The sequence below is a fragment of the Pantoea sp. PGP6 genome, from assembly GCF_053474785.1.
In genome coordinates this window covers 606,374-629,968 of sequence record NZ_JBQBMA010000001.1, presented here as the reverse complement: position 1 = coordinate 629,968, position 23,595 = coordinate 606,374, and the positions used below count along the sequence as shown (strand labels likewise).

Genomic DNA, 23,595 nt, shown 5'->3' with positions numbered 1-23,595 from the left:
CGCCGGGAATCCCTAATGTCCTCACTGATCTACCTGCAGGGTTATCCTGCCCCCATTCTTGAGCAGGTTCAGACGTTGATCACCCATCAGCGTTTAGGCGCGTTTCTGCAGCAACGTTATCCCGACACGCACGACGTGATGAGCGATAAAGCGCTGTACGACTACACGCTGGCGCTAAAAAACCGCTACATGCGCAACGCGCCGCCGATCAGTAAAGTGATCTGGGATAACAAGATTAAGGTAATGAAGCACGCGCTGGGTTTGCATACCGCCATTTCGCGGGTGCAGGGCGGCAACCTGAAGGCCAAGGCCGAAATCCGTATTTCGACCTTTTTCCGCCTCGCGCCGGAACCCTTTCTGCGGATGATCGTGGTGCATGAGCTGGCGCACCTGAAAGAGAAGGATCACGACAAAGCGTTCTACCAGCTCTGCTGCCATATGGAGCCGGATTACCACCAGCTTGAGTTTGATGCCCGCCTGTGGATGACCGATCAGGCGATGCGCGGCAACGCGGCTTAAAGAAACTCCTGCGCTTTCTGGATCAGGCTGGTTTTGGTCAGCGCCCCGAGAAAGCGCCGTTCCTGCGGATTGTTCAGCACCGGCAACCGCTCCAGCGTCACCGCCGCAAACGCTTCCCAGCCCTCACGCATACTCTGGTTCTGATAAACCACCGGAAACTCGTCATCCATCACGCACTGCACCGGTGAGTCGAGCGTGATCTCCTGCGCCAGTACCCGCCGTGAAATCTCATGGATCGATACCACGCCCAGAAACGCCCCGACGTCATTGATCACATAGACGTAGCGTTCCCGCTTCAGCGAACTGACCGCCAGCGCCTGGCCGACCGACTCGTGGGGCTGCAACGCCGCACCGGCAATGATCAGCTCAGCGATGCGCATATTATCGAAGTCGTATTTGGCTTCGGACCGGTTGAAGTGATGACTCACTACCGGGTAGGTGCTGGTCGATTGCAGCCGGTAGACCACCATCGACGACAGCACCGAGGCGATCATCAGCGGGAACAGCAGGCTGCTGTTGAGCGTCATCTCCAGCACCATCAGCATCGCCATTAACGGTGCCTGACTGACGGCAGCCAGCACCGCCGCCATGCCAATCGCGGCATAAAGCAGCGCATTGCCGAGCGGCAAATGCAGCGCCGCCCCGACGCTAGCGATAATCACCCCCAGCAGCGCGCCAATCAGCAACGACGGGGTAAACAGACCGCCGACTGCATTCGATCCGACCGACAGGCTGGTGGCGAGCGTCTTCAGCACCAGCAACAGCAGCAGGCCTGGCAGCAGATAGTGGCCCGCCATCACCTTAACGATCACCTCGTAGCCGTTACCGAGAATGTCGGTAGAAATCAGCGCCAGTAAACCGACCGCGACGCCGCCCGCGCCGAGCCGCAGCGGCAGCGACGCCACCCGGCTGAACAGCAGCTTGCTGCGGGCAATCAGCTTAATCAGCAGCCAGCCGGCCAGACCGGCAACCAGACCGATCACCACCGTCATCAACAGGCTGCTGAGATCCATCTGGAAACTGGCTTCTGCCAGCGGATAAAGCGCATTGCGAAAACCCAGCGACCACATGGTCATCACCGCCACGGCCGAGGCGATAATCAGCGGTATCAGCCGCTGCAGCGCTGAAATACCAAAGGCAATCTCCGCCACAAAAATCGCTGACGCCAGCGGCGCGTGATAGACCGACGACAGACCTGCCGCCGCTGCCATAGCCACCACGTCACTGTTTTTCAGGTTAAGCGACGCCGGTAACAGCCGGCCAATCGCGCTGCCGCACAGTGCCGATAGCTGCACCATCGGCCCTTCTTTCCCTATCGACGCGCCGCTGCCGATACTGGCAATGGAAGATAAAGCGCGAAAAAGCGAGGTTTTGGTCGGAACGGCATCGAGACGGGCATTTATCACCTCAAGGTAGTCGGTTTTAACCGTCTGTTGCTGCTCGATTGCGACAGCGTAGCGCAGAAAATAACCCGCCAGCACCCCACCGCCGCCCACCAGCAGCGGCCAGAAAATCCACGGCCAGAGGTGTACCGATTCGGTAATTTCGCCGCCGCTGGCGAACAGCAGATGGTTAATAAGCTCGATAACGCCACGAAACGCCAGCGTCACCAGCGAGGCCGCGCATCCGACCGGAATGGCAATCAGTAAAGTGGTCCAGTTTAATGCGTGCTTACTTGCTTTCACCTGCGCTCCCTGGTTTATCCCTGAAAATCATCGCGTCATCATATTATTGGAATGCGGATCGCAGGATCAATGCCTGCCCGGCTGGCCCCATTGCACCCGGCCGGAGAGATGTTACTCTGCCGCTTTACTTCTGCCGGAGAGATGACGTGATTCGTTTTGCCATTGTGGGAACAAATTGGATTACACGCCAGTTTATTGATGCCGCCCATGAAACCGGGGCGATGAAACTGTGTGCGGTCTATTCACGCAGTCAGCAGCAGGCCGAGGCGTTCAGCCACGATTATCCCTGCGAGCAGACCTTTACCTCGCTGGAGGCGCTGGCCGCCAGTCCGCAGATTGATGCGGTCTATCTTGCCAGCCCTAATGCCCTGCATTGTCAGCAGGCGTTGCTGTTTTTATCGCACGGCAAACATGTGATTTGTGAGAAACCGCTGGCCTCTAATCTGCAGGAGGTGGAGGCGATGATCGCCTGTGCCCGCCAGCATCAGGTGGTGCTGTTTGAGGCCTTTAAAACCGCCAGCCTGCCTAACTTCCTCCGGCTGCAACAGGCGCTGCCTGAGGTTGGCAGGCTGCGTAAAGCGTTGCTGAGCTACTGTCAGTACTCCTCACGTTATCCGCGCTATCTCAACGGCGAGAACCCCAACACCTTCGATCCGCGCTGGTCCAACGGCTCAATTATGGACATTGGTTATTACTGCCTGGCGTCGGCGGTTGCGTTGTGGGGTGCGCCGCAGCGGGTGCAGGCCAGCGCCACCCTGCTGGAAAGCGGCGTGGATGCGCACGGTGTCGTGGTACTGAGCTACGGCGATTTTGACGTGACGATCCTGCACTCTAAGGTGAGTGACTCCTCACTTCCGAGTGAAATTCAGGGCGAAGCGGGCGCGCTGGTGATTGAGAAACTCTCCGAGTGTCAGAAGCTGACCTTTATTCCGCGCGGTGCGGAAAAGCAGGCGCTGAGCCAGCCGCAGCATATCAATACCATGCTGTATGAAGCCGAAACCTTTGTCCGGCTGGTTGAACAGCGCCAGGTGGACCATCCGGCACTGGAGGTTTCACGTATTACCGCCGCGCTGCTGACCGAAATTCGCCGCCAGACCGGGGTGATTTTTCCGGCCGATCAGCCAGCAGTGTAAATATTTCTAAATATTAACAACAACGATTGATTCCTGTTCGGCTAAGCCGTAACTTACGCTCCTGCAAAGGGGAGTAACTTGTAAGCTGATCGATCGTCACTACGTTGCGTAAGCATCCGGTCATCAGGCAACCCGGAATCTATTCTGTGTTGTAAGTGAGACCTTGCCGGAAGGCGAGGTTTGCTTACACCAAAAATAAGCGGCTGACGTCTTCTGACTTCAGCCGTTTTTTTTATTTTTCAGACAGGATACGAATATGCAAACTGTGGGTACGCCATTACTCTGGGGCAGCTTTGCGGTTGTGGTGCTGATCATGCTGGCCATCGATCTGCTGTTGCAGGGACGCCGCGGCGCGCAGACCATGACTTTCAAACAGGCCGCCGTCTGGTCGCTGATCTGGGTGTCGGTTTCACTGCTGTTCAGCGCCGCGTTCTGGTGGTATCTGGAAGGCAGCGCCGGGCGTGAGGTCGCCAACACCCAAACCCTCGCCTTTCTGACCGGCTACGTGCTGGAAAAAGCGCTGGCGGTGGATAACGTCTTCGTCTGGCTGATGCTGTTCAGCTACTTCTCGATTCCGGCGAACCTGCAACGTCGCGTATTGATCTACGGGGTATTAGGCGCCATCGTGCTGCGTACCATCATGATCTTTGCGGGCAGCTGGCTGGTGACGCAGTTTAGCTGGATCCTCTATGTCTTCGGGGCGTTCCTGCTGTTTACCGGCGTAAAAATGGCGCTGGCGAAAGAGGACGATCATGCGGTCGGCGACAAGCCGGTAGTGCGCTGGCTGCGTAACCATCTGCGCATGACCGACGCACTTGAAGGTGAGAAGTTCTTCACCCGCAAAAATGGCGTGCTGTTTGCGACACCGCTGCTGCTGGTGCTGATTATGGTGGAACTGAGCGACGTTATCTTCGCCGTCGACAGTATTCCTGCCATCTTCGCGGTAACCACGGATCCGTTTATCGTGCTGACGTCTAACCTGTTCGCAATTCTCGGTCTGCGCGCCATGTACTTCCTGCTGGCAAACGTGGCCGAGCGCTTCTCGATGCTGAAATATGGCCTGGCGATCGTGCTGGTGTTCATCGGCTTTAAGATGCTGATTGTCGATCTCTACCATATTCCGGTTGGCATCTCGCTCAGCGTCGTCGGCCTGATCCTGGCGTCAACGCTGCTGATCAATGCCTGGGTTAACCGCAAAAGAGACCAGAAAAAAATCGCGCCATAATTACCTGCAGGGGCAGCCGATGCCCCTGTTTTATTTTGCAGCTGCGTGCAGCGACATTTCATACCTCTGTCACACTTCCCATATCCAGCATAATAAAAACCCGACAGCGGCCACACTGGCAGAATTATCTCTTTTCTCATCCGATCTTTTCCTTATACTCCGCCGGGCAAACCGCTTTAGCCGATGCAAAACATCGCCGCTAAAACTACATCCGCGACAAAATATAGAAAACACTATGCAGAAAATTCTCTCCTCACGTCTGGGCGCGCTGTTCGCAGGCAGCCTGGTGAAGCAAATCATGATTGGGCTGGTTGCCGGTGTGGCGCTGGCCTGGATTTCTCGCGATGCGGCGCTGGCCGTTGGACTGCTGGGCGAACTGTTTGTCAGTGCGCTGAAAGCGGTGGCACCGCTGCTGGTACTGATGCTGGTGATCGCCTCAATCGCTAATCACCAGCAGGGCCAGAAAAGCAATATCCGGCCGATTATCATGCTCTATCTGCTGAGTACCTTTTTCGCCGCCGTGGTGGCCGTGGTGTTCAGCCATCTGGTGCCGCAGACGCTGACGCTGGCGGTAGGCAGCACCGAAATCACGCCACCGTCCGGCATCACCGAAGTGTTGCGTGGTCTGCTGATGAGCATGGTGGCGAACCCGATCACCGCGCTGATGCAGGCCAACTATATCGGTATTCTGGTCTGGGCGATTGGTCTCGGACTGGCGTTTCGTCACAGCAGTGACTCTACCCGCAACTTACTGAATGATGCCTCTCACGCGGTGACCTGGCTGGTGCGATGCGTTATCCGCTGTGCGCCGATCGGTATTTTCGGTCTGGTGGCATCGATTCTTGCCTCTACCGGCTTTGGCGCACTGTGGCAATACGCCCATCTGCTGACGCTGTTAATCGGCTGCATGTTGCTGATGGCGCTGGTGGTTAACCCGCTGCTGGTGTTCTCTAAAATTCGCCGTAACCCCTATCCGCTGGTGTTTACCTGCCTGCGCGAAAGCGGCGTCACCGCCTTCTTCACCCGCAGTTCAGCCGCCAATATTCCGGTGAATATGGCGCTGGCGAAACGTCTGGGACTGGATGAGGATACCTATTCGGTTTCCATTCCGCTGGGGGCGACCATCAGTATGGCGGGCGCATCAATCACCATTACGGTCTTGACGCTGGCGGCGGTGCATACGCTGGGGATCAACATTGACGTCCCGTCCGCGATTCTGCTCAGCCTGGTCGCCTCACTGTGTGCCTGTGGCGCGTCCGGCGTGGCGGGCGGTTCGCTGCTGCTGATCCCGGTGGCCTGTAATATGTTTGGCATCCCCAACGATCTGGCGATGCAGGTAGTCGCGGTCGGCTTCATTATCGGCGTGCTGCAGGACTCGGCGGAAACCGCACTCAACTCCTCGACCGACATCCTGTTTACTGCCGCGGTCTGTCAGGCCGAAGCCGAACGCGAAACCAGCCGGGCTTAATCTTTCTGATAGCTCAAAGAACGGGTGGCGGAGTCCGAAGAGCAAAGCGTCCCACCGCCCGGATAAAAACGCCGGGCGCGTTTTTGAACAACGCAAAGCGCTAACCCGGCCAGGGCGCACCTCAGGGATGAGGTGCGCAATCGCACGGGCCGAACGTGTCATGAATGACGGCCTTTGCGACTTTCCGATCGGACCGTGTTCCCTTCGCAGGATCAGTCTCACCGCCACTGAGCCGGACTTTAGCAACGATCTCAAGCAACCCGCACTTTAGCAGATCGCTTTTTTACAGCGTCACCCCGCTTTTAAAGATCGCCAGCTCGCGGAAGTCATTCTTTTCGTTGTTGGTCGGTTTGCCATTGGCAATCGCTACAATGGTATCCACAAAATCTTCCAGCATTTGATCCATGCTCATGCCATCAATCAGCCGTCCGGCATCAAAATCGATCCAGTGTGGTTTTTTCTCGGCCAGCGGCGTGTTGGTCGCCAGCTTCACCGTCGGGACAAAACCGCCATACGGCGTGCCGCGTCCGGTACTGAACAGCACCATGTGACAGCCGGCACCCGCCAGCGCACTGGTTGCCACCGCATCGTTGCCCGGCGCACTCAGCAGGTTGAGGCCTGGCGTTTTTAACCGTTCGCCATACTTCAGCACATCAACCACCTGGCTTTGTCCGGCTTTCTGGGTGCAGCCGAGCGACTTCTCTTCCAGCGTCGTGATGCCGCCCGCTTTATTACCCGGCGATGGATTCTCGTAGATCGGCTGATGATGATCGATGAAGTACTGCTTGAAGTCGTTAATCATCGCCACCGTTTTGCCGAAAATCGCTTCGTCACGGCAGCGGCTCATCAGAATGCGTTCGGCACCAAACATCTCCGGCACCTCGGTCAGCACGGTGGTGCCGCCATTGGCGATCATCTGGTCCGAGAAGCGTCCCAGCAGCGGATTGGCGGTAATACCTGAAAACCCATCTGACCCGCCGCACTCGAGACCAAATTTCAGCTCGCTGAGCTTGCCAGGCTGACGCTGGTCATGCCGCATTTTTTCATACAGCGCATGCAGACGTTCCACCCCGGCTTCCACTTCATCGTCGTGCTGCTGACAGACCATAAACTCCACCCGGTCGCTTTCAAACGCGCCGAGGGTGTCACGGAATGCATCAACCTGATTATTTTCACAGCCCAGACCAATCACCAGCACCGCACCCGCATTCGGATGACGCACCATATTTTGCAGCATGGTGCGGGTGTTTTCGTGATCCTGGCCAAGCTGAGAGCAGCCAAAGGTATGGCTGAACAGGAAGACGCCATCAATATCTTCCGCCTGCTGCGTCTCCTTCAGGAAACGTTGCAGGATCTGCCGTGCGATGCCGTTAACGCAGCCTACGGTCGGCAGGATCCATAATTCATTGCGGATACCGACCTCACCGTTAGGGCGACGGTAGATCTGCACCTCACGATCGCCCGGCTGTGGCGGGATGGCCACGAAGTCCGGCTGATACTGATAGTGATCCAGATCGCTGAGGTTGGTGCGGGCGTTCTGTGAATGGATCAGCTCTCCGGCAGCAATCGGCTGAGTGGCGTGGGCGATCGGCAGACCATATTTGATCACCAGCTCGCCTTCAGCGATGGGCTGCAGGGCAAACTTATGCCCGCGCCCGATAGCCTGTTGCAGCGCCACCGAATGCGCCAGTAGCTCTGTGGTGACGCCGGCGTCTAAGTCACGCAACGCCACGGCGACGTTGTCGCGGGAATGTATTTTAATTGCGTCTTGCATAGCGTTATCTCAGTTGACTCAGCGCCTCACGCATTCCGTGGGCGATGATGTTTTGCAGGTGTCGGGTCACCACAGCCACCAGATCGGGCCGTTGGGTTAAATCTTCGCCCCAGTGCTGCGCATCACTCAGGATGCTGCGCACCAGTTGCTCTGGCGAAATCTGATCGGCCTGCAGCGCCGTCCAGCCTTCGGCGTAGCGCTGTAACCAGTGTGCATCATCCTGCAACGGCCAGCTTTTATCCGCCGATTCGCCGCGATAAAAAGCGATCAGCGCTGCCAGTGCAAAAGTGATGCAGGTCGGCCACTCGCCGCTCTGCTGCTGTGCAGCCAGCATCGGCGTCAGCAGACGGGTGCGGAATTTGGTCATGCCGTTCAGCGCAATCGACAACAGCGCATGGCGAATAAACGGATTGCGGAAGCGACGCTGTACCGCGTCGGCAAAGGCGTGCAGTTCGTTCGCGGGCAGATCGAGCGTCGGGATCACTTCGTCGCGCAGCAACGCATCCACAAAGCCGGCAATCGCCGGATCGTCCATCGCCTCGCCCACGCTCTCCAGTCCGGCGAGAAAGGCCACCGGCACCATCGCGGTGTGCGCGCCGTTGAGGATCGCCACCTTCTGCGCTTTATACGGCGCAATGTCATCGACGTGCCGCACCTGGGGTGCCAGCGCGTCCAGTTTCAGCTCGCTAAACAGCGCCGACGGTCCCTGAATCACAAACTGATAGTAGACTTCGCCCGCCACCAGATAGCGATCCTGATAGCCCAGCGCCGCCTCAATCTGCGCGCTTTCAGCCGGGAAGCCGGTGACGATGCGATCCACCAGCGTGTTATAGAAGGCGCAATGCTGGTTAATCCAGCGGTTAAATTCGGCGGGCAGCTGCCAGTGCTCAGCGTAGTGCAGCACCCTATCGCGCAGCGTATCGCCGTTGTGGTCAATCAGTTCGCACGGCACCACCAGCCAGCCTTTATCACTGGCGCCTTCGAAGTGGCAATAGCGCGCCCACAGCAGCTGGGTCAGTTTACCGGGGAAGCTGTTGGCAGGCTGGTCGGTGAGCCGATCGCTGCTGTCAAAAACGATACCTGCCTCGGTGGTATTCGAAAACACCATGCGCAAATCGGGATTGTGCGCCAGCGCCATAAAATCGCCGAACTGCTGATAAGGCTGGATCTCGCGGTTCAGGCTGCGAATCAGCCGGGTTTCGCTCACCGACTCGCCCTGATCGTTCAGGCCACGAATCAGCGTAGTGTAAAGCCCGTCCTGCTGATTCAGGCTGTCACTGACCTCACGGTTACGCGGCCGCACCACCACGATCCCGGCATCGGTGCCCTGGTGCTGGTTAAGCCAGTCAATCTGCCAGTCGATAAACGCCCGCAGAAAGTTTCCTTCACCAAACTGGATCACCCGATCGCGATAAACCGCACCCGGGAAGTCGTGCCGATTGAGCCTTTTCATTATCAAGCTCCCAGCTCAATGCCGAAATAATCACGGGCATTGTTGAAACAGATGTTTTGCACCATCTCGCCTAACAGCGCTTCATCCGCTGGCGCTTCGCCCTGCTCCACCCAGCGACCGATCATCTGGCACAGCAGACGGCGGAAATATTCGTGGCGGGTGTAAGAGAGGAAGCTGCGGCTGTCGGTCAGCATCCCGACGAAGCGACTCAGCAAACCAATCTGCGCCAGCTGGGTCATCTGCCGCTGCATGCCATCAAGCTGATCGTTGAACCACCAGGCGGAACCAAATTGCATCTTGCCGGCCTGACCTTCACCCTGGAAGTTACCGGCCATGGTCGCCAGCACTTCGTTATCGCGCGGATTAAGGCAGTAGAGAATGGTTTTTGGCAGCGCATTATTGAGATTCTGCGCGCCCAGCAGCCGGGCCAGCGGTTCAGCCAGCGGCTGATCGTTAATCGAGTCGAAGCCCACATCCGGCCCTAACAGCTGATACTGACGCGGGTTGGTGTTGCGTAACGCGCCAATGTGATACTGCTGCACCCAGCCGCGACGGGCATATTCACTGCCCAGCCACACCAGCACCGCGGTTTTGAACTGGGCGGTCTCCTGCGGATTGGGTGCCGTGCCGCTGCGGCGGCGCGCCAGAATCCCATCCAGCGTAGCGTCATCCGCTTCGGCATAACAGACCACGTCCAGCGCGTGATCGGAGACTTTACAGCCGTGCGCCGCAAAGTGATCCAGCCGCTGATAGAGCGCGCTGCGCAGATCGTCAAAACGCTGCACGCTGATGTCGGTCAGCTGCTCCAGCGTCTCAATCCACGGCAGGAAGGTTTCCGCTTCAATATTGAATGCTTTGTCCGGCCGCCAGCTCGGCAGCACTTTGACAGTAAAGCTGCTGTCCTGCGCCAGTGCGTGATGATGACGCAGATCGTCCAGCGGATCGTCGGTGGTGCCGACCATTTTCACCTTCATCTGCTGCATGATGCCGCGCGTGGTAAAGCTGTCCTGCGCCAGCAGTTCGTTGCAGCGATGCCAGATGTTATCCGCGGTTTTTTCCGACAGCAGCGTATCGGTAATCCCGAAAGGCCGGCGTAATTCCAGATGAGTCCAGTGATAGAGCGGGTTGCCGATGGTATGCGGCACGGTACGCGCCCAGGCATCAAACTTTTCACGATCGCTGGCGTCGCCGGTACAGAACGCCTCCGGTACGCCGTTGGCGCGCATCGCCCGCCACTTGTAGTGATCGCCTTTCAGCCAGATATCGTAAAGGTTAGCGAAGCGATAATTTTCGGCAATCTGCTGCGGCGGCAAATGGCAGTGATAGTCGAAAATCGGCTGATCCTTCGCATAGTCGTGATAGAGACGACGGGCGAACTCGTTATCCAGCAAAAAATCCTCGGTCATAAAACGCGACATAGAAACTTCCTCATCAACTGAACCGCTAATGGCTCAAAGTTATCATACCAATTTCAGCGCGCTGCGGATTTATTTGCGATCCTGCTCACATAAACGACGTTGTCTGCCGGCGGTTATGGACACTTTTGTCGCCTGTAGCGTGCTAAATGGCTGTCATTTCGCAGGTTTCCAGTATCCCACAGCGCAGAAAGGGTTTTTGTGATGGCTCTCAACTTTTAAAGTTGTATAACAAGTTAGGCTCTCGCTCCATCGTGAGGGTGTTTTGACTCACAAACGGCAAGGTCAGTAACGGTCGCTCAGACAGGACCTGCGGGCGTGAGCAGAGCTGCATCACGAGCTGTCCCGCTCCAGATAACAACAGCGGCATGACCGCATACAGAACTGGAAGAGGTAGAGGATGCGTAAAATCAAAGGGTTACGCTGGTACATGATTGGACTGGTGACTCTCGGCACGGTGTTAGGGTATCTGACCCGCAACACCATCGCGGTGGCGGCCCCCACCTTACAAACTGAACTGCATATCACTACGCAGCAGTACTCCTACATTGTCGCAGCCTATTCAGCCTGTTATACGCTGATGCAGCCTGTGGCGGGCTATGTGCTCGATCTGCTGGGCACCAAAGTCGGTTATGCGGTGTTTGCTGTGTTGTGGGCTATCTTCTGTGCCGCCACTGCGATGGCCGGTAGCTGGGGTGGTTTTGCGCTGGCTCGCGGTGCGGTAGGTGCGGCAGAAGCGGCGATGATCCCGGCGGGTCTGAAAGCCAGTAGCGAATGGTTCCCGGCCAAAGAGCGCTCGGTAGCGGTCGGCTATTTCAACGTCGGCTCGTCAATCGGGGCGATGCTGGCACCGCCGCTGGTGGTATGGGCGATTATGGCCCACAGCTGGCAGATGGCGTTTATCATTACCGGCGTGCTGAGCATGGCGTGGGCCCTGTGCTGGCTGGTGTTTTACAAACACCCGAAACAGCAGACTAAACTCAGTGATGAAGAGCGCGACTACATCATTTCCGGTCAGGAAGCGCAGCATCAGACCGGTAACACCCGCAAAATGTCGGCGCTGGAAATTATCCGCAATCGTCAGTTCTGGGGCATTGCGCTGCCGCGTTTTCTGGCTGAACCGGCCTGGGGGACCTTCAACGCCTGGATCCCGCTGTTCATGTTTAAGGTTTACGGCTTCAATCTGAAAGAGATTGCGCTGTTTGCCTGGATGCCGATGCTGTTCGCCGACCTTGGCTGTATTATTGGCGGATATCTGCCGCCGCTGTTTCAGCGCTGGTTTGGCGTCAATCTGATCGTCTCACGTAAACTGGTGGTCACCATGGGTGCGGTGCTGATGATTGCGCCGGGTACTATCGGCCTGTTTACCAGCCCGTACGTGGCCATCGCCCTGCTGTGCGTCGGTGGTTTTGCTCATCAGGCACTTTCTGGCGCCCTGATCACCCTCTCCTCTGACGTCTTCGGCCGCAATGAAGTGGCGACCGCTAACGGCTTAACCGGCATGGCAGCCTGGACAGCCAGCACCATGTTTGCGCTGGTGGTGGGCGCACTGGCCGATACGCTGGGCTTCAGTCCGCTGTTTGCCGCGCTGGCGGTATTCGACCTGCTGGGTGCCGTAGTGATCTGGACGGTATTGAAAAACAAACCGATTTCAGAGCTTACGCCAACCGTAACCGCACCGCAGGCCGCAGTGGCTCGCAGTTAGTCTTCCGGGCTGGCGTAGGCCAGCCCATTTCCTCGCACGACGCAAAGTGGTATAACAACTCTCTGTTTGCTACCTGGACTGTGCTATGGACCTCACTGAATCCCGTCGACTCTATCAACAGCTGGCCAGCGAGCTGAAACGCCGCATTGAAGCCGGAATCTACCCGATCGGCGAGAAACTGCCGGCCGAGCGCCTGATTGCTGAAGAGATGGAAGTGAGTCGCACCGTAGTCCGTGAAGCGATCATCATGCTGGAAGTCGAAGGCTATGTTGAGGTACGCAAGGGCTCGGGTATCCACGTGATGGCCAGCCAGCAGCAGAACCGCATTGCACCGACCAGCAGTCAGCTGGAGTTCGCCACTTTTGGCCCGTTCGAGTTATTACAGGCACGTCAGCTGATCGAAAGTAACGTGGCCGAGTTCGCCGCCACGCAGGTGACCCGCCAGGATATTATCGACCTGATGGCGATTCAGGAAAAAGCCCGACAGGAAGATCATTTCCGTGATTCCGAATGGGATATGCAGTTCCACGTTCGTATTGCCCAGTCCACCCAGAACAGCGCGTTAGCCGCCATCGTTGAAAAAATGTGGCTGCATCGCCTGCACAATCCTTACTGGCTCAAACTCCACGAGCACATCGACCAGCGCAGCATCCTCAGCTGGTGCGATGACCACGATCAGATCCTTAAAGCCCTGATGCGCAAAGATCCGGCCGCCAGTAAACTGGCGATGTGGCAACATCTGGAAAATACTAAACAGATGCTGTTCAATGCCACGGCGGATGATTTCGAATTTAACGTGGATCGTTACATGTTCGGGGAAAATCCGGTCATCCTGCCAGACGGGTCAAATAACGCCCGCTAACGGGTTTGAAAAGCGCTCAGCATGGTCAGTTAATCTGCAATAGTGTCAGGTCATGTAAAGCTCCTTTTTACACACCGTTTCACAAGGTAAAACTCCTGTTCACCGATCAGTTTTCCTGTTTCGGATGGGTGATTTTTGTTACAGTTATCGCCCTTTTCTTACCCTTTGCGACAGGGGTTTATAAAGTCGCTGATTTAACGATCAATTCTGGAAGGATCCGGAAAATCCTGCCCAGGCTGCGCGCCTAAAATTTACAACTAACTGCCAGTCTGTGCTCAAGTCCCGTGGGACATGTTTAACAATGATGTTCAGGAAAGATTGATGGATATTTTGCAAGCGTTGCTGCATGCCTTGTGGCAACAGGACTACGAAACGCTTTCCGACCCCACGCTGGTATGGGCCATTTACGGCGTGCTGTTTATGATTTTGTTTCTGGAAAATGGCCTGCTCCCCGCCGCCTTTTTGCCCGGCGACAGTCTGCTGATTCTGGTCGGCGTGCTGATTGCTAAAGGCACCATGAGTTTTCCACTTACCATTCTGGTCCTGACGACCGGCGCCAGCCTCGGTTGCTGGGTGAGTTATATTCAGGGGCGCTGGCTCGGCAATACGCCCACGGTGCAAAAATGGTTATCACACCTGCCGGCGCAATATCATCTGCGCGCCCACAGCCTGTTTCACCGGCACGGTTTATCGGCGCTGCTGATTGGCCGCTTTATCGCCTTTGTCCGCACCCTGCTGCCAACCATTGCCGGATTGTCCGGCCTGAGCAATGCCCGCTTTCAGTTCTTTAACTGGGTCAGCGCCTTCCTTTGGGTAGTCATTTTAACCGTGCTGGGCTTTGCATTGGGCAAAACGCCGATTTTCCGCCGTTATGAGGACGAACTGATGTTCTTCCTGATGATGCTGCCGCTGGCGCTACTGGTGTTTGGCCTGGTGGGATCGCTGGTGGTGTTGTGGCGTAAACGACAGGCGGATCAAAACGGGAAAGCTGAGTAATGAAATTGCTACAGGCTATTCCTAAACGGTGGTTACCGTGGCTGATTGCTGGCGTTTTTGCGCTGATTGCCATTGGCATTGCACCGACGCTGATGCGCCATGAAACGGTGGTGCAGATTCGCGTATCTCACGCGGGTGCTACCCTGCCCGACGGCTTCTACCTTTATCAACAGCTGAGCGCCCAGGGGATTCGCATTAAGAGCATTACCCCGGCCGGCGACGCGCTGATCATTCATTTCGACAGTGAAGAACAGAGTCTGGCGGCGCAAAAAGTTCTGCGCCGTCTGCTGCCTCAGGGCTTTATTGTGGCGCAACACGAACAGTCTCAACGCCTGTCGCTGGCGTAATCTCCTTTTCCTCGCTGTTAACACTTCAGACCGTGGCGCAGGCTGGCACGGTCTGAAGTGAACTCTATCTCCCGGTGTTCTTTGAACTTTTTACCGCTGATGTCTATGCTTAACCGAGAGTTGATTCTCAGCACGTGGCGCAAGCGGATTCGCGGCGTGGTGACGGGTCAGGTAACAACGGAAGGTACAAAGCCTGATGAAATATCAAGTATTACTGGGAATCGCGCTGTTTTCACTGTCAGGATCGTTGCTGGCGGCTGAATCGCTGTGTCAGCAGAAAGAGCAGGATATTCAGCGTGAGATTGAGATGGCGCAGAAGCATAACAATCAGCGTCGCGTCAACGGTCTGGAGCGTGCACTGACCGAGGTGCGTGCCGACTGTACTGACAAGAAGCTTGAGGCTGCGCATCTGGAAAGAATTAACGCTCAGAAGCAAAAAGTTGCTGAGCGCGAACACGAACTCAGGGAAGAGCGTGATGAGGGCCATGACAAGGAGAAGATTGCTAAACGAGAACAAAAACTGGATGACGCGCGCCGGGAGCTGAAGAAGTTACAGGCGGAGCCCTATTAATCGGAATTAATCTACTGATGTTAAAGGAGTATTTTATGTCTAAAGACACATCATCGGAACATTTGCGTGCTGAACTGAAAAACCTTGCTGACACCCTGGAAGAGGTGCTGAGCAGCAGCACTGAGAAATCCAAAGGCGAGCTGGATAAGCTGCGTAACAAAGCGCGTGTGGCGCTGGACAGCTCACGTGAGCGCTTAGGCGAGTCAAGCGAACGCATCGCTGCCACCACCCGCGAAGCCGCGCAGAAAGCAGAAGGCTACGTGCGTGAAAATCCATGGCATGGTGTCGGTATCGGTGCAGCGATTGGCGTCGCACTGGGCATCCTCATTTCGCGTCGTTAATTATGGCAGATTCACAGCATAACCACGGCCCGGCTAAAGGGGTCATTAACATTGGTCAGCGTATCGTTACCACGCTGGTTGGTATGGTTGAGACGCGCGTTCGTCTGGCAGTGGTGGAACTGGAAGAAGAGAAAGCTAACCTGATACAGCTGCTGTTGATGGTTGGCCTGACGATGCTGTTCACCGCTTTTGGCCTGATGAGTCTGATGGTATTGATCATCTGGGCAGTGGATGCACAGTATCGCCTGATGGCCATCGGTATCACCACCGGGGCGCTGTTCCTGCTGGCGATTATCCTCGGACTCTGGACGCTACGTAAATCGCGTCAGTCCACGCTGTTGCGCCACACGCGCAAAGAGCTGGATACTGACCGCAGCTTACTTGAGGATCAGCGTTAATGAGCCGCCGCGAGCGTGAAGAACGCATCCATGAACTGCTTAAGCATGTGCAGCAGCAGCGGCTTGATCTCAGCGCTGCGCGCCGTGACTGGCTGGAAGGGACCGCCCATTACGACCGCGGCTGGTTTACTTTCCTCAGTTTACGTCGCTATCTGGCGATCGGCAGCAGCGCGCTGGCGATCTACTCGATTCGCAGTCCCAACATGCTGTTACGCTGGGCAAAACGCGGATTTGGCGCCTGGAGCACCTGGCGCATGATTAAATCCGCCTTGCCGCCGCGTTAATCCTGCTTACAGCCGGTCCTGAACAGACCGGCTTCTCTTCATCAGAATTTCTGAAAAACATCGACAGTTTATATCGCTTACAACCTTTCCGCGCCGCGACTATCATCTCCAGCTATCAACCCAATGAATGGCAGCACAGCTTTCAGCGGGAATAATCCCTGCGGGCAACGGTCCTGCAATATTTATAGCGCTGGAGTAAATGATGAAAAAATTCGAAGATACTGGTTTGTTACTGGCTCGCATCCTGATGCCAATCCTGTTCATTACCGCGGGCTGGGGCAAAATCACCGGTTATGCGGCGACCCAGCAATATATGGAAGCGATGGGCGTGCCTGGCGTGATGCTGCCGCTGGTTATCCTGCTCGAATTCGGCGGCGGCCTGGCGATTCTGTTCGGTTTCCTGACCCGTTTTACCGCGCTGTTTACTGCCGGTTTCACCATCCTGACGGCGTTTCTGTTCCACAGTAACTTTGCCGAAGGCGTCAACCAGCTGATGTTCATGAAGAACCTGTCAATTGCCGGCGGCTTCCTGGTGTTAGGTCTGGTGGGTCCGGGCGCTTACAGCATCGACCGTCTGCTGAGCAAAAGAAAACCACAGTCGGCGATTGCACGCTAAACTCAGATAAGCATCATCACAGACAGACTTAACAGGGCGAGGAAATAACCTCGCCCTGTTTGCATTGGAGGCAATATGGGACAGCTAATTGACGGTGTCTGGCATGACACCTGGTACGACACCAAATCGACCGGCGGACGCTTCAAGCGTTCAGCCTCTGCCTGGCGCAACTGGGTCACGGCCGATGGCAGCGCCGGCCCGGACGGCAAAGCGGGATTCACCGCCGAGCGTGACCGCTATCATCTCTACGTTTCGCTGGCCTGCCCATGGGCGCACCGCACCCTGCTGATGCGTCAGCTTAAAGGGCTGGATAGCATGATTGATGTGTCAGTGGTGCATCCGCTGATGCTGGAAAATGGCTGGACCTTCGATGATGAATTTGAGCAGGCAACCGGCGATAAGCTCTATCAAAATGAGTTTCTCTATCAGCTCTATCTGCACGCCGATCCACACTACAGCGGCCGCGTAACGGTGCCGGTATTGTGGGACAAGCAGCAGAACACCATCGTCAGCAATGAATCGGCCGATATCATCCGGATGTTCAACAGCGCGTTTGATGCGGTTGGGGCCCGAGCCGGTGACTATTATCCGCCTGCCCTGCGTGAAAAAATCGATGAGCTGAACGGCTGGATTTACGACACGGTGAATAACGGCGTCTACAAGGCGGGCTTCGCCACCTCCCAGTCGGCCTATGATGAAGCGGTCACCGCGCTGTTTCATTCGCTGTCACGGCTGGAGCAGATCCTCGGTCAGCACCGCTACCTGACTGGCGATCGGCTGACCGAAGCGGATCTGCGCCTGTGGACCACGCTGGTGCGTTTCGATCCGGTCTACGTGACCCATTTTAAATGCGATCGTCATCGCATCGGCGGTTTCATTAATCTCAGCGGTTTCCTGCGCGATATTTACCAGATGCCCGGTATTGCAGAGACGGTTAACCTGCCGCATATCCGCCATCACTACTATTGCAGCCATAAGACCATCAACCCGAACGGCGTGATTTCGCTGGGACCGGCGTTTGACTGGGATGAGCCGCACGGCCGCGGTTAATTCCGTCTGGTATTTTCGGTACTCACATCTCAACGGGTGGGAACTGATGCCTCAGCGGCTAATAAGCAAAAACCCCGCCGAAGCGGGGTTTTTAGAAGTAGTCGAAGCTGACCGTTAAGTCAGGTTCAATCTCGAAAAAAGGTTGTTTGTAATCAACTAATTGTTGAAATGTAACCCAAACTGTACTCTTTTTGTATCCCAAAAGGAACTACCAAGAATCAGCTTTTTTACTGCTCAAGAATTAAAACGACTAGATGCAAGCGGATGTTCACAAACAGTTTGATTACAATAGAAAATCTGACCTTTCCTTGCTTATGGTAAGTCAATTTTTGAGCAGGGGTCTATTAGTAAATGAATCAAGTAATACGAACAATCAACTTGTAAAGTTAAATTATCCAAAATTATGATTAGTATGTTCTAATGCTATAACAATCCTTTTAGAAAACCTCTCCTGATAAACACAAGACACTGATTTAATTGTATTTTTTTGAGATGCACCTTGTCGTATTGTAGGTTATAATCCTCTTTCTATTTTGAACTACTAGTATCTTTAAATATAAAAATATACTTTTCTTAAATTTTTATTATCACCGGGAAAATATTCTTTTCTTAACTTTATATCTCTAAGGTGACAAATATGTCAGGGACAAATTTTAAAACAGAGCGCGGCATTCTAACTTTTTTTGATTTTGACCAATTTGGATTGTATCAAATACTTCAAGGGAAAGATCCTATTTTGGTTGAGCAAGATCTAGCTCGTGTTTTCACTGGATTAAAAGACTGGGTTGGAAGTAGAACTGTCGAAAACTCTGTACCTTGGGGTTCTGATAATAACCGTAGAACAAAAGCTTTCTGTAAAAACCTTTCGTATAATGAAAGTACCGGTGATTATCTTTTTGTAATCTGGAAAACTCTTGGCGACAATAAGGGAGACATACAAGGAATTGAAGCAGGAACTAAAATTGATGAAAATAACGACAATGTAGTTTCGGCATCTGAAACTCAAGACGGGAAAAATTATATTTGGGGTTTGCCTTGTTATTACTGGGTACTTCCTGAATACAAAAAGGTTGCCTCTATCCGCTTCCCAAGTTCATATGCGGACACAGACCTTTTTTGCCAATATATTAAAGCATATGTTGATTACCGCCTTGATGATCCCTCTAAAAAAGTTTACGACGTTGAAGTTCCTCGAGCTAATTCTCCTGAACCCTCTAAATTCAAAAGAGTGTTTTACGAAAAAAATAAGAAAAGTTTAGTATTCAAAGTAGCCACAAAGAAAACTCGTAGAATCACTCGTGGTGCTAACATTGAAGAACTTTGCAAAAAGATAACTCACATTGTTTATCACGATGTTATTGAAACTAATGTAGAGGATACGCGCCATCAATGGCAAAAATTATTTGATAAAGTTGGTAACATCATATCAGGAAGTTCACCTGTTGTTTCAAAAAAACATAAAGTCGAGCTAATCGTTGAGGGTACTCCAACTAAAGAAGAGTTTGAAAAGCTTATCGAGGATTATCTGGATCAACATAATATTGATGACGAAGCACTCGGCAAAGATGAAGACGATCAAGACACTAACGATAACAATAAAAAGACTGATCAAGTTAGAATTGGCTTTAAAATCAATGGGAAAAGCAGTGCCATAACTTGGCTCGACGAATATGTATTACGACACGAGATTCATACCAATCTTGAAAATCGTTATAAGCATTACTCTTCGTCATACTTATTATCCATCGTAAATGCACATAGAAATGATCTTGTTTCGTATTTAGATGATCCCGAACCTAGTAATAACATACAATCTACAGTTGATTTTTCATCAGCGGATAATGACGATGATGGAACTTTAAAAGAAGTTGGAGCTTAAGATGATAACTAAGACATACAAGAGGCATCTTGGGGTCGTTTTTATTTTATTATTTATAGCATTTTGGGTGGGCAATAGCTTTACCTATTCGGATATCAAAGACATCCTATCTACACTGCAAAACATTTCTGCAATGATATTTACTATCGCTGGAATTTGGCTTGCCTATATATATCCTAAAGCTATCAGTGTGATGATGAAACCATCAATCCTTAGTGATGAGATAAAACCTAACTCAGATGGAGAAATCGTTAGGCCTGAGTTAAAAATCTCAAGTGAACAAAAAGAAGCTATGTTGAAGGATGTAGACAGGATAACCTTGATTGTTGAGGCAATCGTTGTTTCTGCTTTAGTTCTACTGTCTATACTTTTGATTAATGTAACCAAACCAATATTCAGCAATTTAGCGGTAGTAAAAAACCACATAGAGACATTCTCTGAAGTAGGATGTTTCATTACTCTAACTCTAGTTTATTTCCAGATAGTATCATTAATATCAATTCTCAAAAGCAATGCTGTTTTCATTAATGACATTCATAATGAAAAAAACAAAAAAGAGCTAGATGAGTTAAAGTGATTTTAACGAGGTGACATATGTCACCTCCACTTAGTAGTACTAACGTACATTAATAACCGTTATTTAATATTTGAAAAATGCTGAGCTTATTCTTTAATTTCGCCTTATCGCAAATAATGACTTTATTAGAATCCACTCATCACTTTACCCACATCCATACAACTAAAAGTTATTTCTTAATTTTGCGATTTTAATTACTTAATCAGGCTTGTAAGTTTCAAATCTGTTTTACTAAAGCTAATTTAGAAATATCTCCTCCCTATTTTAAATCTAAATGCGGCCAACTACTTCGACGCTTAACTGCTAACCTTTCTTCGTTAAGAATTGAACTGAGATGAAAAACCTTGTTCGACTTTTAATTAGGTTAAAACTGGGGGGTATTTATAATGATGTTATTACTGAAAACTCATCCAGAAAGATGTTTCCTCTTTAAAATCCATATTGAATTTAAAGTCAAAAGGGACAATAGCCCTTATCATTACTTTTTGAGATCGCCAGCACGTTGATATATAAGGGTTATCGTAGTTTCCATATAGCCTGAGGAAGAAGGTTTGGAACATTGAGAGGTAAACCCGCCAAACGCTTCTACTACGTTATATGCCCAAGCGGAGCAACGAGCTTTTGCATCTGCCATACCCTGCTGTGGCTCGATAACAGGCTTTTCGAACATACCTTAGCTATAGCTCATACGGGGTGGTCTATCTGATTTACTGCCCCCTGTAGGGGCTATTTGTTTTTTTACGGCATAAACAGATAACACGGTTAAAGACAAAGCTAGAATTGCATATTTCTTGCCCCTTATCACACTTTTTGAAACAAAACGAATTACTAAGACACATTTACACTGTGGAGTATTGCTAACATCGAGCTAGGATTGCAAAATGTATAAGATTTTTCTTATTTACTACCTAACGTTAGTTTAATTCCAATTATCAAGGATATATGGTGAGTAACTATGGCAATTAGCGATCACGATTACGTTAACTTCTCAGAAGATCACGAAATGAACTATCACGCCCGTAAAGTGAATAAGCGTGAAACTGAAAAAAACAGAAGCACTTTAAGAACTATGGGAACTGCGCTTAAAGCTCAACTAGGCAAAGCAAGAATTAAACATAGTGAATTTCATCCGTATGTAGATCGCAATAAGTCTCGATTGGAATGAATCGAAATTTGGCGGGGTTTTGCTTCTCCCGCCCTCTCCAGCTCGCACTGCCACCAGCCACTTTGACAACCATTTACCCAAATTTCATCTATTCCCTCCGGATGTGATTCGTCTAGGCACCAACTATGCTTTTCACATTTTCTTGATTGGACATACGAGTATCGAATCAATGGAAAAAGGGTTAAGCCAAATTTTTTTATACCCCCCTGTTTTAAAATCCAAGCGTCTCAAATATCTGAGTAGTATTGACTAAAACTAAACCTATCATTGAGTAGACTTTTGATAGACTGATTTGATGATGCGCTGTCATTTTCAGAAGACGACTGCACCAATTGACGGGGCGTAACGCCAGATGTGCAGGCGACTCCTGACAACGCAATATCAGAAGTCATCTGCACCAATCTCGACTATGCTCAATACTCGTGTGCACCAAAGCGAGGTGTGAGCATGGCGTCAGACACATCATTGATTGCCGAGCAAGGCGTGGCCACCCTGCCCGATGCGGCTTGGGCGCAGGCCCGGCAACGGGCGGAAATCATCGGGCCGCTGGCAGCGCTTGATGTGGTCGGGCATGAAGCCGCCGATGCCGCTGCTCACGCGCTTGGCCTGTCCAGGCGGCAGGTGTATGTCCTAATCCGCCGTGCCCGGCAAGGTGCTGGGCTTGTGACGGACCTGGCTCGCAGCCGATCCGGCGGCGGAAAAGGCAAGGGACGCTTGCCGGAATCAGTTGAGCGCATCATCCGCGAGTTGCTGCAAAAGCGCTTCCTGACCAAGCAGAAGCGTAGCCTGGCAGCGTTCCACCGCGAGGTCGCGCAGGCTTGCAAAGCGCAAAAGCTGCGGGCGCCGGCGCGCAACACCGTGGCTCTGCGGATCGCCGGCCTCGATCCGCTCAAGGCCACTCGCCGCCGGGAAGGTCAGGATGCGTCCCGCAGCCTGCAAGGTGTCGGTGGTGAGCCTCCCGCCGTGACCGCGCCACTGGAACAAGTGCAGATTGATCACACGGTCATCGACCTGATCGTGGTGGACGAGCGCGACCGGCAACCGATTGGCCGTCCGTATCTGACCATCGCCATCGACGTGTTTACCCGCTGCGTGCTCGGCATGGTCGTCACGCTGGAAGCGCCGTCATCTGTTTCGGTCGGCCTGTGCCTTGTGCATGTCGCCTGCGACAAGCGTCCCTGGCTGGAGGGTCTGAACATAGAAATGGAGTGGCCGATGAGCGGCAAGCCCAGGCTGCTCTACCTGGACAACGCGGCCGAGTTCAAGAGCGAAGCGCTACGCCGAGGCTGCGAGCAGCATGGCATCCGGCTTGACTATCGCCCGCTCGGGCAGCCGCACTACGGCGGCATCGTGGAACGGATCATCGGCACGGCGATGCAGATGATCCACGACGAATTGCCAGGGACGACCTTCTCCAACCCTGACCAGCGCGGCGACTACGATTCCGAAAACAAGGCCGCCCTGACGCTGCGTGAGCTGGAGCGCTGGCTCACATTGGCGGTCGGCACCTACCACGGCTCCGTGCACAACGGCCTGCTCCAGCCGCCGGCAGCGCGCTGGGCCGAAGCTATCGCGCGGACCGGCGTGCCAACCGTCATCACTCGCACCACGGCTTTTCTGGTCGATTTTCTGCCCATCATCCGCCGCACGCTGACCCGCACCGGCTTCGTCATCGACCACATCCATTACTACGCCGATGCGCTCAAGCCGTGGATAGCTCGGCGCGACCGCTTGCCTGCGTTCCTGATCCGGCGCGACCCGCGCGACATCAGCCGCATTTGGGTGCTGGAGCCGGAGGGGCAGCACTATCTGGAAATTCCATACCGCACCTTGTCGCACCCGGCTGTCACCCTCTGGGAACAACGACAGGCGCTGGCGAAATTGCGGCAGCAAGGGCGCGAACAGGTGGATGAGTCGGCGCTGTTTCGCATGATCGGCCAGATGCGCGAAATCGTGTCCACCGCGCAGAAAGCTACGCGCAAGGCGCGGCGCGACGCGGATCGACGCCAGCATCTCAAGGCAACGGCAGTTCTTTTCAAAACCACGCCACCACCGGACGCGGACATGGCTGACCCGCAGGCAGACAACCAGCCACCTGCCAAACCGTTCGACCAGATTGAGGAGTGGTAGCC

23 protein-coding genes are annotated in these 23,595 nt (G+C 53.4%); 18 read left to right on the top strand and 5 right to left on the bottom strand.

From position 1 onward, the window contains the following. Positions 1 to 15 precede the first annotated feature (15 nt). Complete coding sequence (locus ACLIBF_RS03085) at positions 16 to 519, top strand: M48 metallopeptidase family protein (protein ID WP_046289263.1); 504 nt, start codon at positions 16 to 18, stop codon at positions 517 to 519. Here ACLIBF_RS03085 and ACLIBF_RS03080 read toward each other — a convergent pair. Continuing rightward, positions 516 to 2,204, bottom strand: coding sequence for a chloride channel protein (locus ACLIBF_RS03080; protein WP_279810040.1), 1,689 nt, complete (start codon positions 2,202 to 2,204; stop codon positions 516 to 518). The two genes, ACLIBF_RS03085 and ACLIBF_RS03080, sit on opposite strands and share 4 nt — an antisense overlap. A gap of 146 nt (positions 2,205 to 2,350) precedes the next feature. Between ACLIBF_RS03080 and ACLIBF_RS03075 the strand changes: the two genes are divergently transcribed. The 3 genes from ACLIBF_RS03075 (at position 2,351) to sstT (ending at position 6,030) form a co-directional block, all read left to right on the top strand. After that, positions 2,351 to 3,337 carry a Gfo/Idh/MocA family protein gene (locus ACLIBF_RS03075; RefSeq protein ID WP_031377206.1) on the top strand — a complete coding sequence of 329 codons (987 nt, stop codon included), beginning with the start codon at positions 2,351 to 2,353 and terminating at the stop codon, positions 3,335 to 3,337. A gap of 256 nt (positions 3,338 to 3,593) precedes the next feature. Then, positions 3,594 to 4,562: a TerC family protein gene (locus ACLIBF_RS03070; RefSeq protein ID WP_031377207.1), complete on the top strand. Its 969-nt coding sequence runs from the start codon at positions 3,594 to 3,596 to the stop codon at positions 4,560 to 4,562. 235 nt (positions 4,563 to 4,797) lie between these two features. Beyond that, positions 4,798 to 6,030 carry a serine/threonine transporter SstT gene (sstT, locus tag ACLIBF_RS03065; RefSeq protein WP_448309324.1) on the top strand — a complete coding sequence of 411 codons (1,233 nt, stop codon included), beginning with the start codon at positions 4,798 to 4,800 and terminating at the stop codon, positions 6,028 to 6,030. Positions 6,031 to 6,313: 283 nt separating this feature from the next. Here sstT and ACLIBF_RS03060 read toward each other — a convergent pair whose 3' ends face one another. The 3 genes from ACLIBF_RS03060 to uxaC are packed head-to-tail and all read right to left on the bottom strand — an operon-like array spanning position 6,314 to position 10,675. Next, complete coding sequence (locus ACLIBF_RS03060) at positions 6,314 to 7,804, bottom strand: UxaA family hydrolase (protein WP_069729055.1); 1,491 nt, start codon at positions 7,802 to 7,804, stop codon at positions 6,314 to 6,316. 4 nt (positions 7,805 to 7,808) lie between these two features. Then, positions 7,809 to 9,257, bottom strand: coding sequence for a tagaturonate reductase (locus tag ACLIBF_RS03055; RefSeq protein WP_279810037.1), 1,449 nt, complete (start codon positions 9,255 to 9,257; stop codon positions 7,809 to 7,811). A gap of 2 nt (positions 9,258 to 9,259) precedes the next feature. Then, positions 9,260 to 10,675, bottom strand: coding sequence for a glucuronate isomerase (gene uxaC, locus ACLIBF_RS03050; protein ID WP_279810036.1), 1,416 nt, complete (start codon positions 10,673 to 10,675; stop codon positions 9,260 to 9,262). Between the two features lie 397 nt (positions 10,676 to 11,072). Between uxaC and ACLIBF_RS03045 the strand changes: the two genes are divergently transcribed. The 12 genes from ACLIBF_RS03045 (at position 11,073) to ACLIBF_RS02990 (ending at position 20,298) form a co-directional block, all read left to right on the top strand. Then, the gene (locus tag ACLIBF_RS03045; RefSeq protein ID WP_448309321.1) at positions 11,073 to 12,377 is read left to right on the top strand and encodes an MFS transporter; all 1,305 of its coding nucleotides are present in this window, start codon (positions 11,073 to 11,075) and stop codon (positions 12,375 to 12,377) included. A gap of 85 nt (positions 12,378 to 12,462) precedes the next feature. Next, positions 12,463 to 13,239 carry a transcriptional regulator ExuR gene (gene exuR, locus ACLIBF_RS03040; protein ID WP_031377212.1) on the top strand — a complete coding sequence of 259 codons (777 nt, stop codon included), beginning with the start codon at positions 12,463 to 12,465 and terminating at the stop codon, positions 13,237 to 13,239. Positions 13,240 to 13,560: 321 nt separating this feature from the next. Then, positions 13,561 to 14,235, top strand: a complete 675-nt coding sequence (locus ACLIBF_RS03035) for a DedA family protein (RefSeq protein ID WP_031377213.1) — start codon at positions 13,561 to 13,563, stop codon at positions 14,233 to 14,235. Beyond that, positions 14,235 to 14,582: an EnvZ/OmpR regulon moderator MzrA gene (gene mzrA, locus ACLIBF_RS03030; protein WP_069729052.1), complete on the top strand. Its 348-nt coding sequence runs from the start codon at positions 14,235 to 14,237 to the stop codon at positions 14,580 to 14,582. The genes ACLIBF_RS03035 and mzrA overlap by 1 nt, the downstream gene beginning before the upstream one ends. Positions 14,583 to 14,778: 196 nt before the next feature. Then, a complete protein-coding gene (locus tag ACLIBF_RS03025) occupies positions 14,779 to 15,153 on the top strand; it encodes a DUF1090 domain-containing protein (protein ID WP_069729051.1) in 375 nt (124 codons plus the stop codon). A gap of 35 nt (positions 15,154 to 15,188) precedes the next feature. Continuing rightward, positions 15,189 to 15,494: a DUF883 family protein gene (locus ACLIBF_RS03020; protein WP_031377216.1), complete on the top strand. Its 306-nt coding sequence runs from the start codon at positions 15,189 to 15,191 to the stop codon at positions 15,492 to 15,494. Positions 15,495 to 15,496: 2 nt separating this feature from the next. After that, complete coding sequence (locus tag ACLIBF_RS03015) at positions 15,497 to 15,892, top strand: phage holin family protein (RefSeq protein ID WP_031377217.1); 396 nt, start codon at positions 15,497 to 15,499, stop codon at positions 15,890 to 15,892. Then, the gene (locus ACLIBF_RS03010; protein ID WP_031377218.1) at positions 15,892 to 16,176 is read left to right on the top strand and encodes a YqjK-like family protein; all 285 of its coding nucleotides are present in this window, start codon (positions 15,892 to 15,894) and stop codon (positions 16,174 to 16,176) included. The genes ACLIBF_RS03015 and ACLIBF_RS03010 overlap by 1 nt, the downstream gene beginning before the upstream one ends. Before the next feature lie 202 nt (positions 16,177 to 16,378). Further along, complete coding sequence (locus ACLIBF_RS03005; RefSeq protein ID WP_069729050.1) at positions 16,379 to 16,792, top strand: DoxX family protein; 414 nt, start codon at positions 16,379 to 16,381, stop codon at positions 16,790 to 16,792. A gap of 75 nt (positions 16,793 to 16,867) precedes the next feature. Then, positions 16,868 to 17,842, top strand: coding sequence for a glutathione S-transferase family protein (locus tag ACLIBF_RS03000; RefSeq protein ID WP_279810034.1), 975 nt, complete (start codon positions 16,868 to 16,870; stop codon positions 17,840 to 17,842). A gap of 637 nt (positions 17,843 to 18,479) precedes the next feature. Continuing rightward, the gene (locus ACLIBF_RS02995; protein WP_448309319.1) at positions 18,480 to 19,721 is read left to right on the top strand and encodes a hypothetical protein; all 1,242 of its coding nucleotides are present in this window, start codon (positions 18,480 to 18,482) and stop codon (positions 19,719 to 19,721) included. Between the two features lies 1 nt (position 19,722). Further along, positions 19,723 to 20,298, top strand: a complete 576-nt coding sequence (locus ACLIBF_RS02990; RefSeq protein ID WP_448309318.1) for a hypothetical protein — start codon at positions 19,723 to 19,725, stop codon at positions 20,296 to 20,298. A gap of 478 nt (positions 20,299 to 20,776) precedes the next feature. Here the strand turns inward: ACLIBF_RS02990 and yecR are convergent, their stop codons facing one another. Then, positions 20,777 to 20,968, bottom strand: coding sequence for a YecR family lipoprotein (yecR, locus tag ACLIBF_RS02985; protein WP_448309316.1), 192 nt, complete (start codon positions 20,966 to 20,968; stop codon positions 20,777 to 20,779). Positions 20,969 to 21,253: 285 nt separating this feature from the next. Between yecR and ACLIBF_RS02980 the strand changes: the two genes are divergently transcribed. Next, complete coding sequence (locus ACLIBF_RS02980; protein WP_425036282.1) at positions 21,254 to 21,463, top strand: hypothetical protein; 210 nt, start codon at positions 21,254 to 21,256, stop codon at positions 21,461 to 21,463. Positions 21,464 to 21,910: 447 nt separating this feature from the next. Then, positions 21,911 to 23,593 (top strand): Mu transposase C-terminal domain-containing protein, encoded by a 1,683-nt coding sequence (locus ACLIBF_RS02975; RefSeq protein ID WP_010791757.1) that lies wholly within the window; start codon positions 21,911 to 21,913, stop codon positions 23,591 to 23,593. Positions 23,594 to 23,595: the final 2 nt, after the last annotated feature.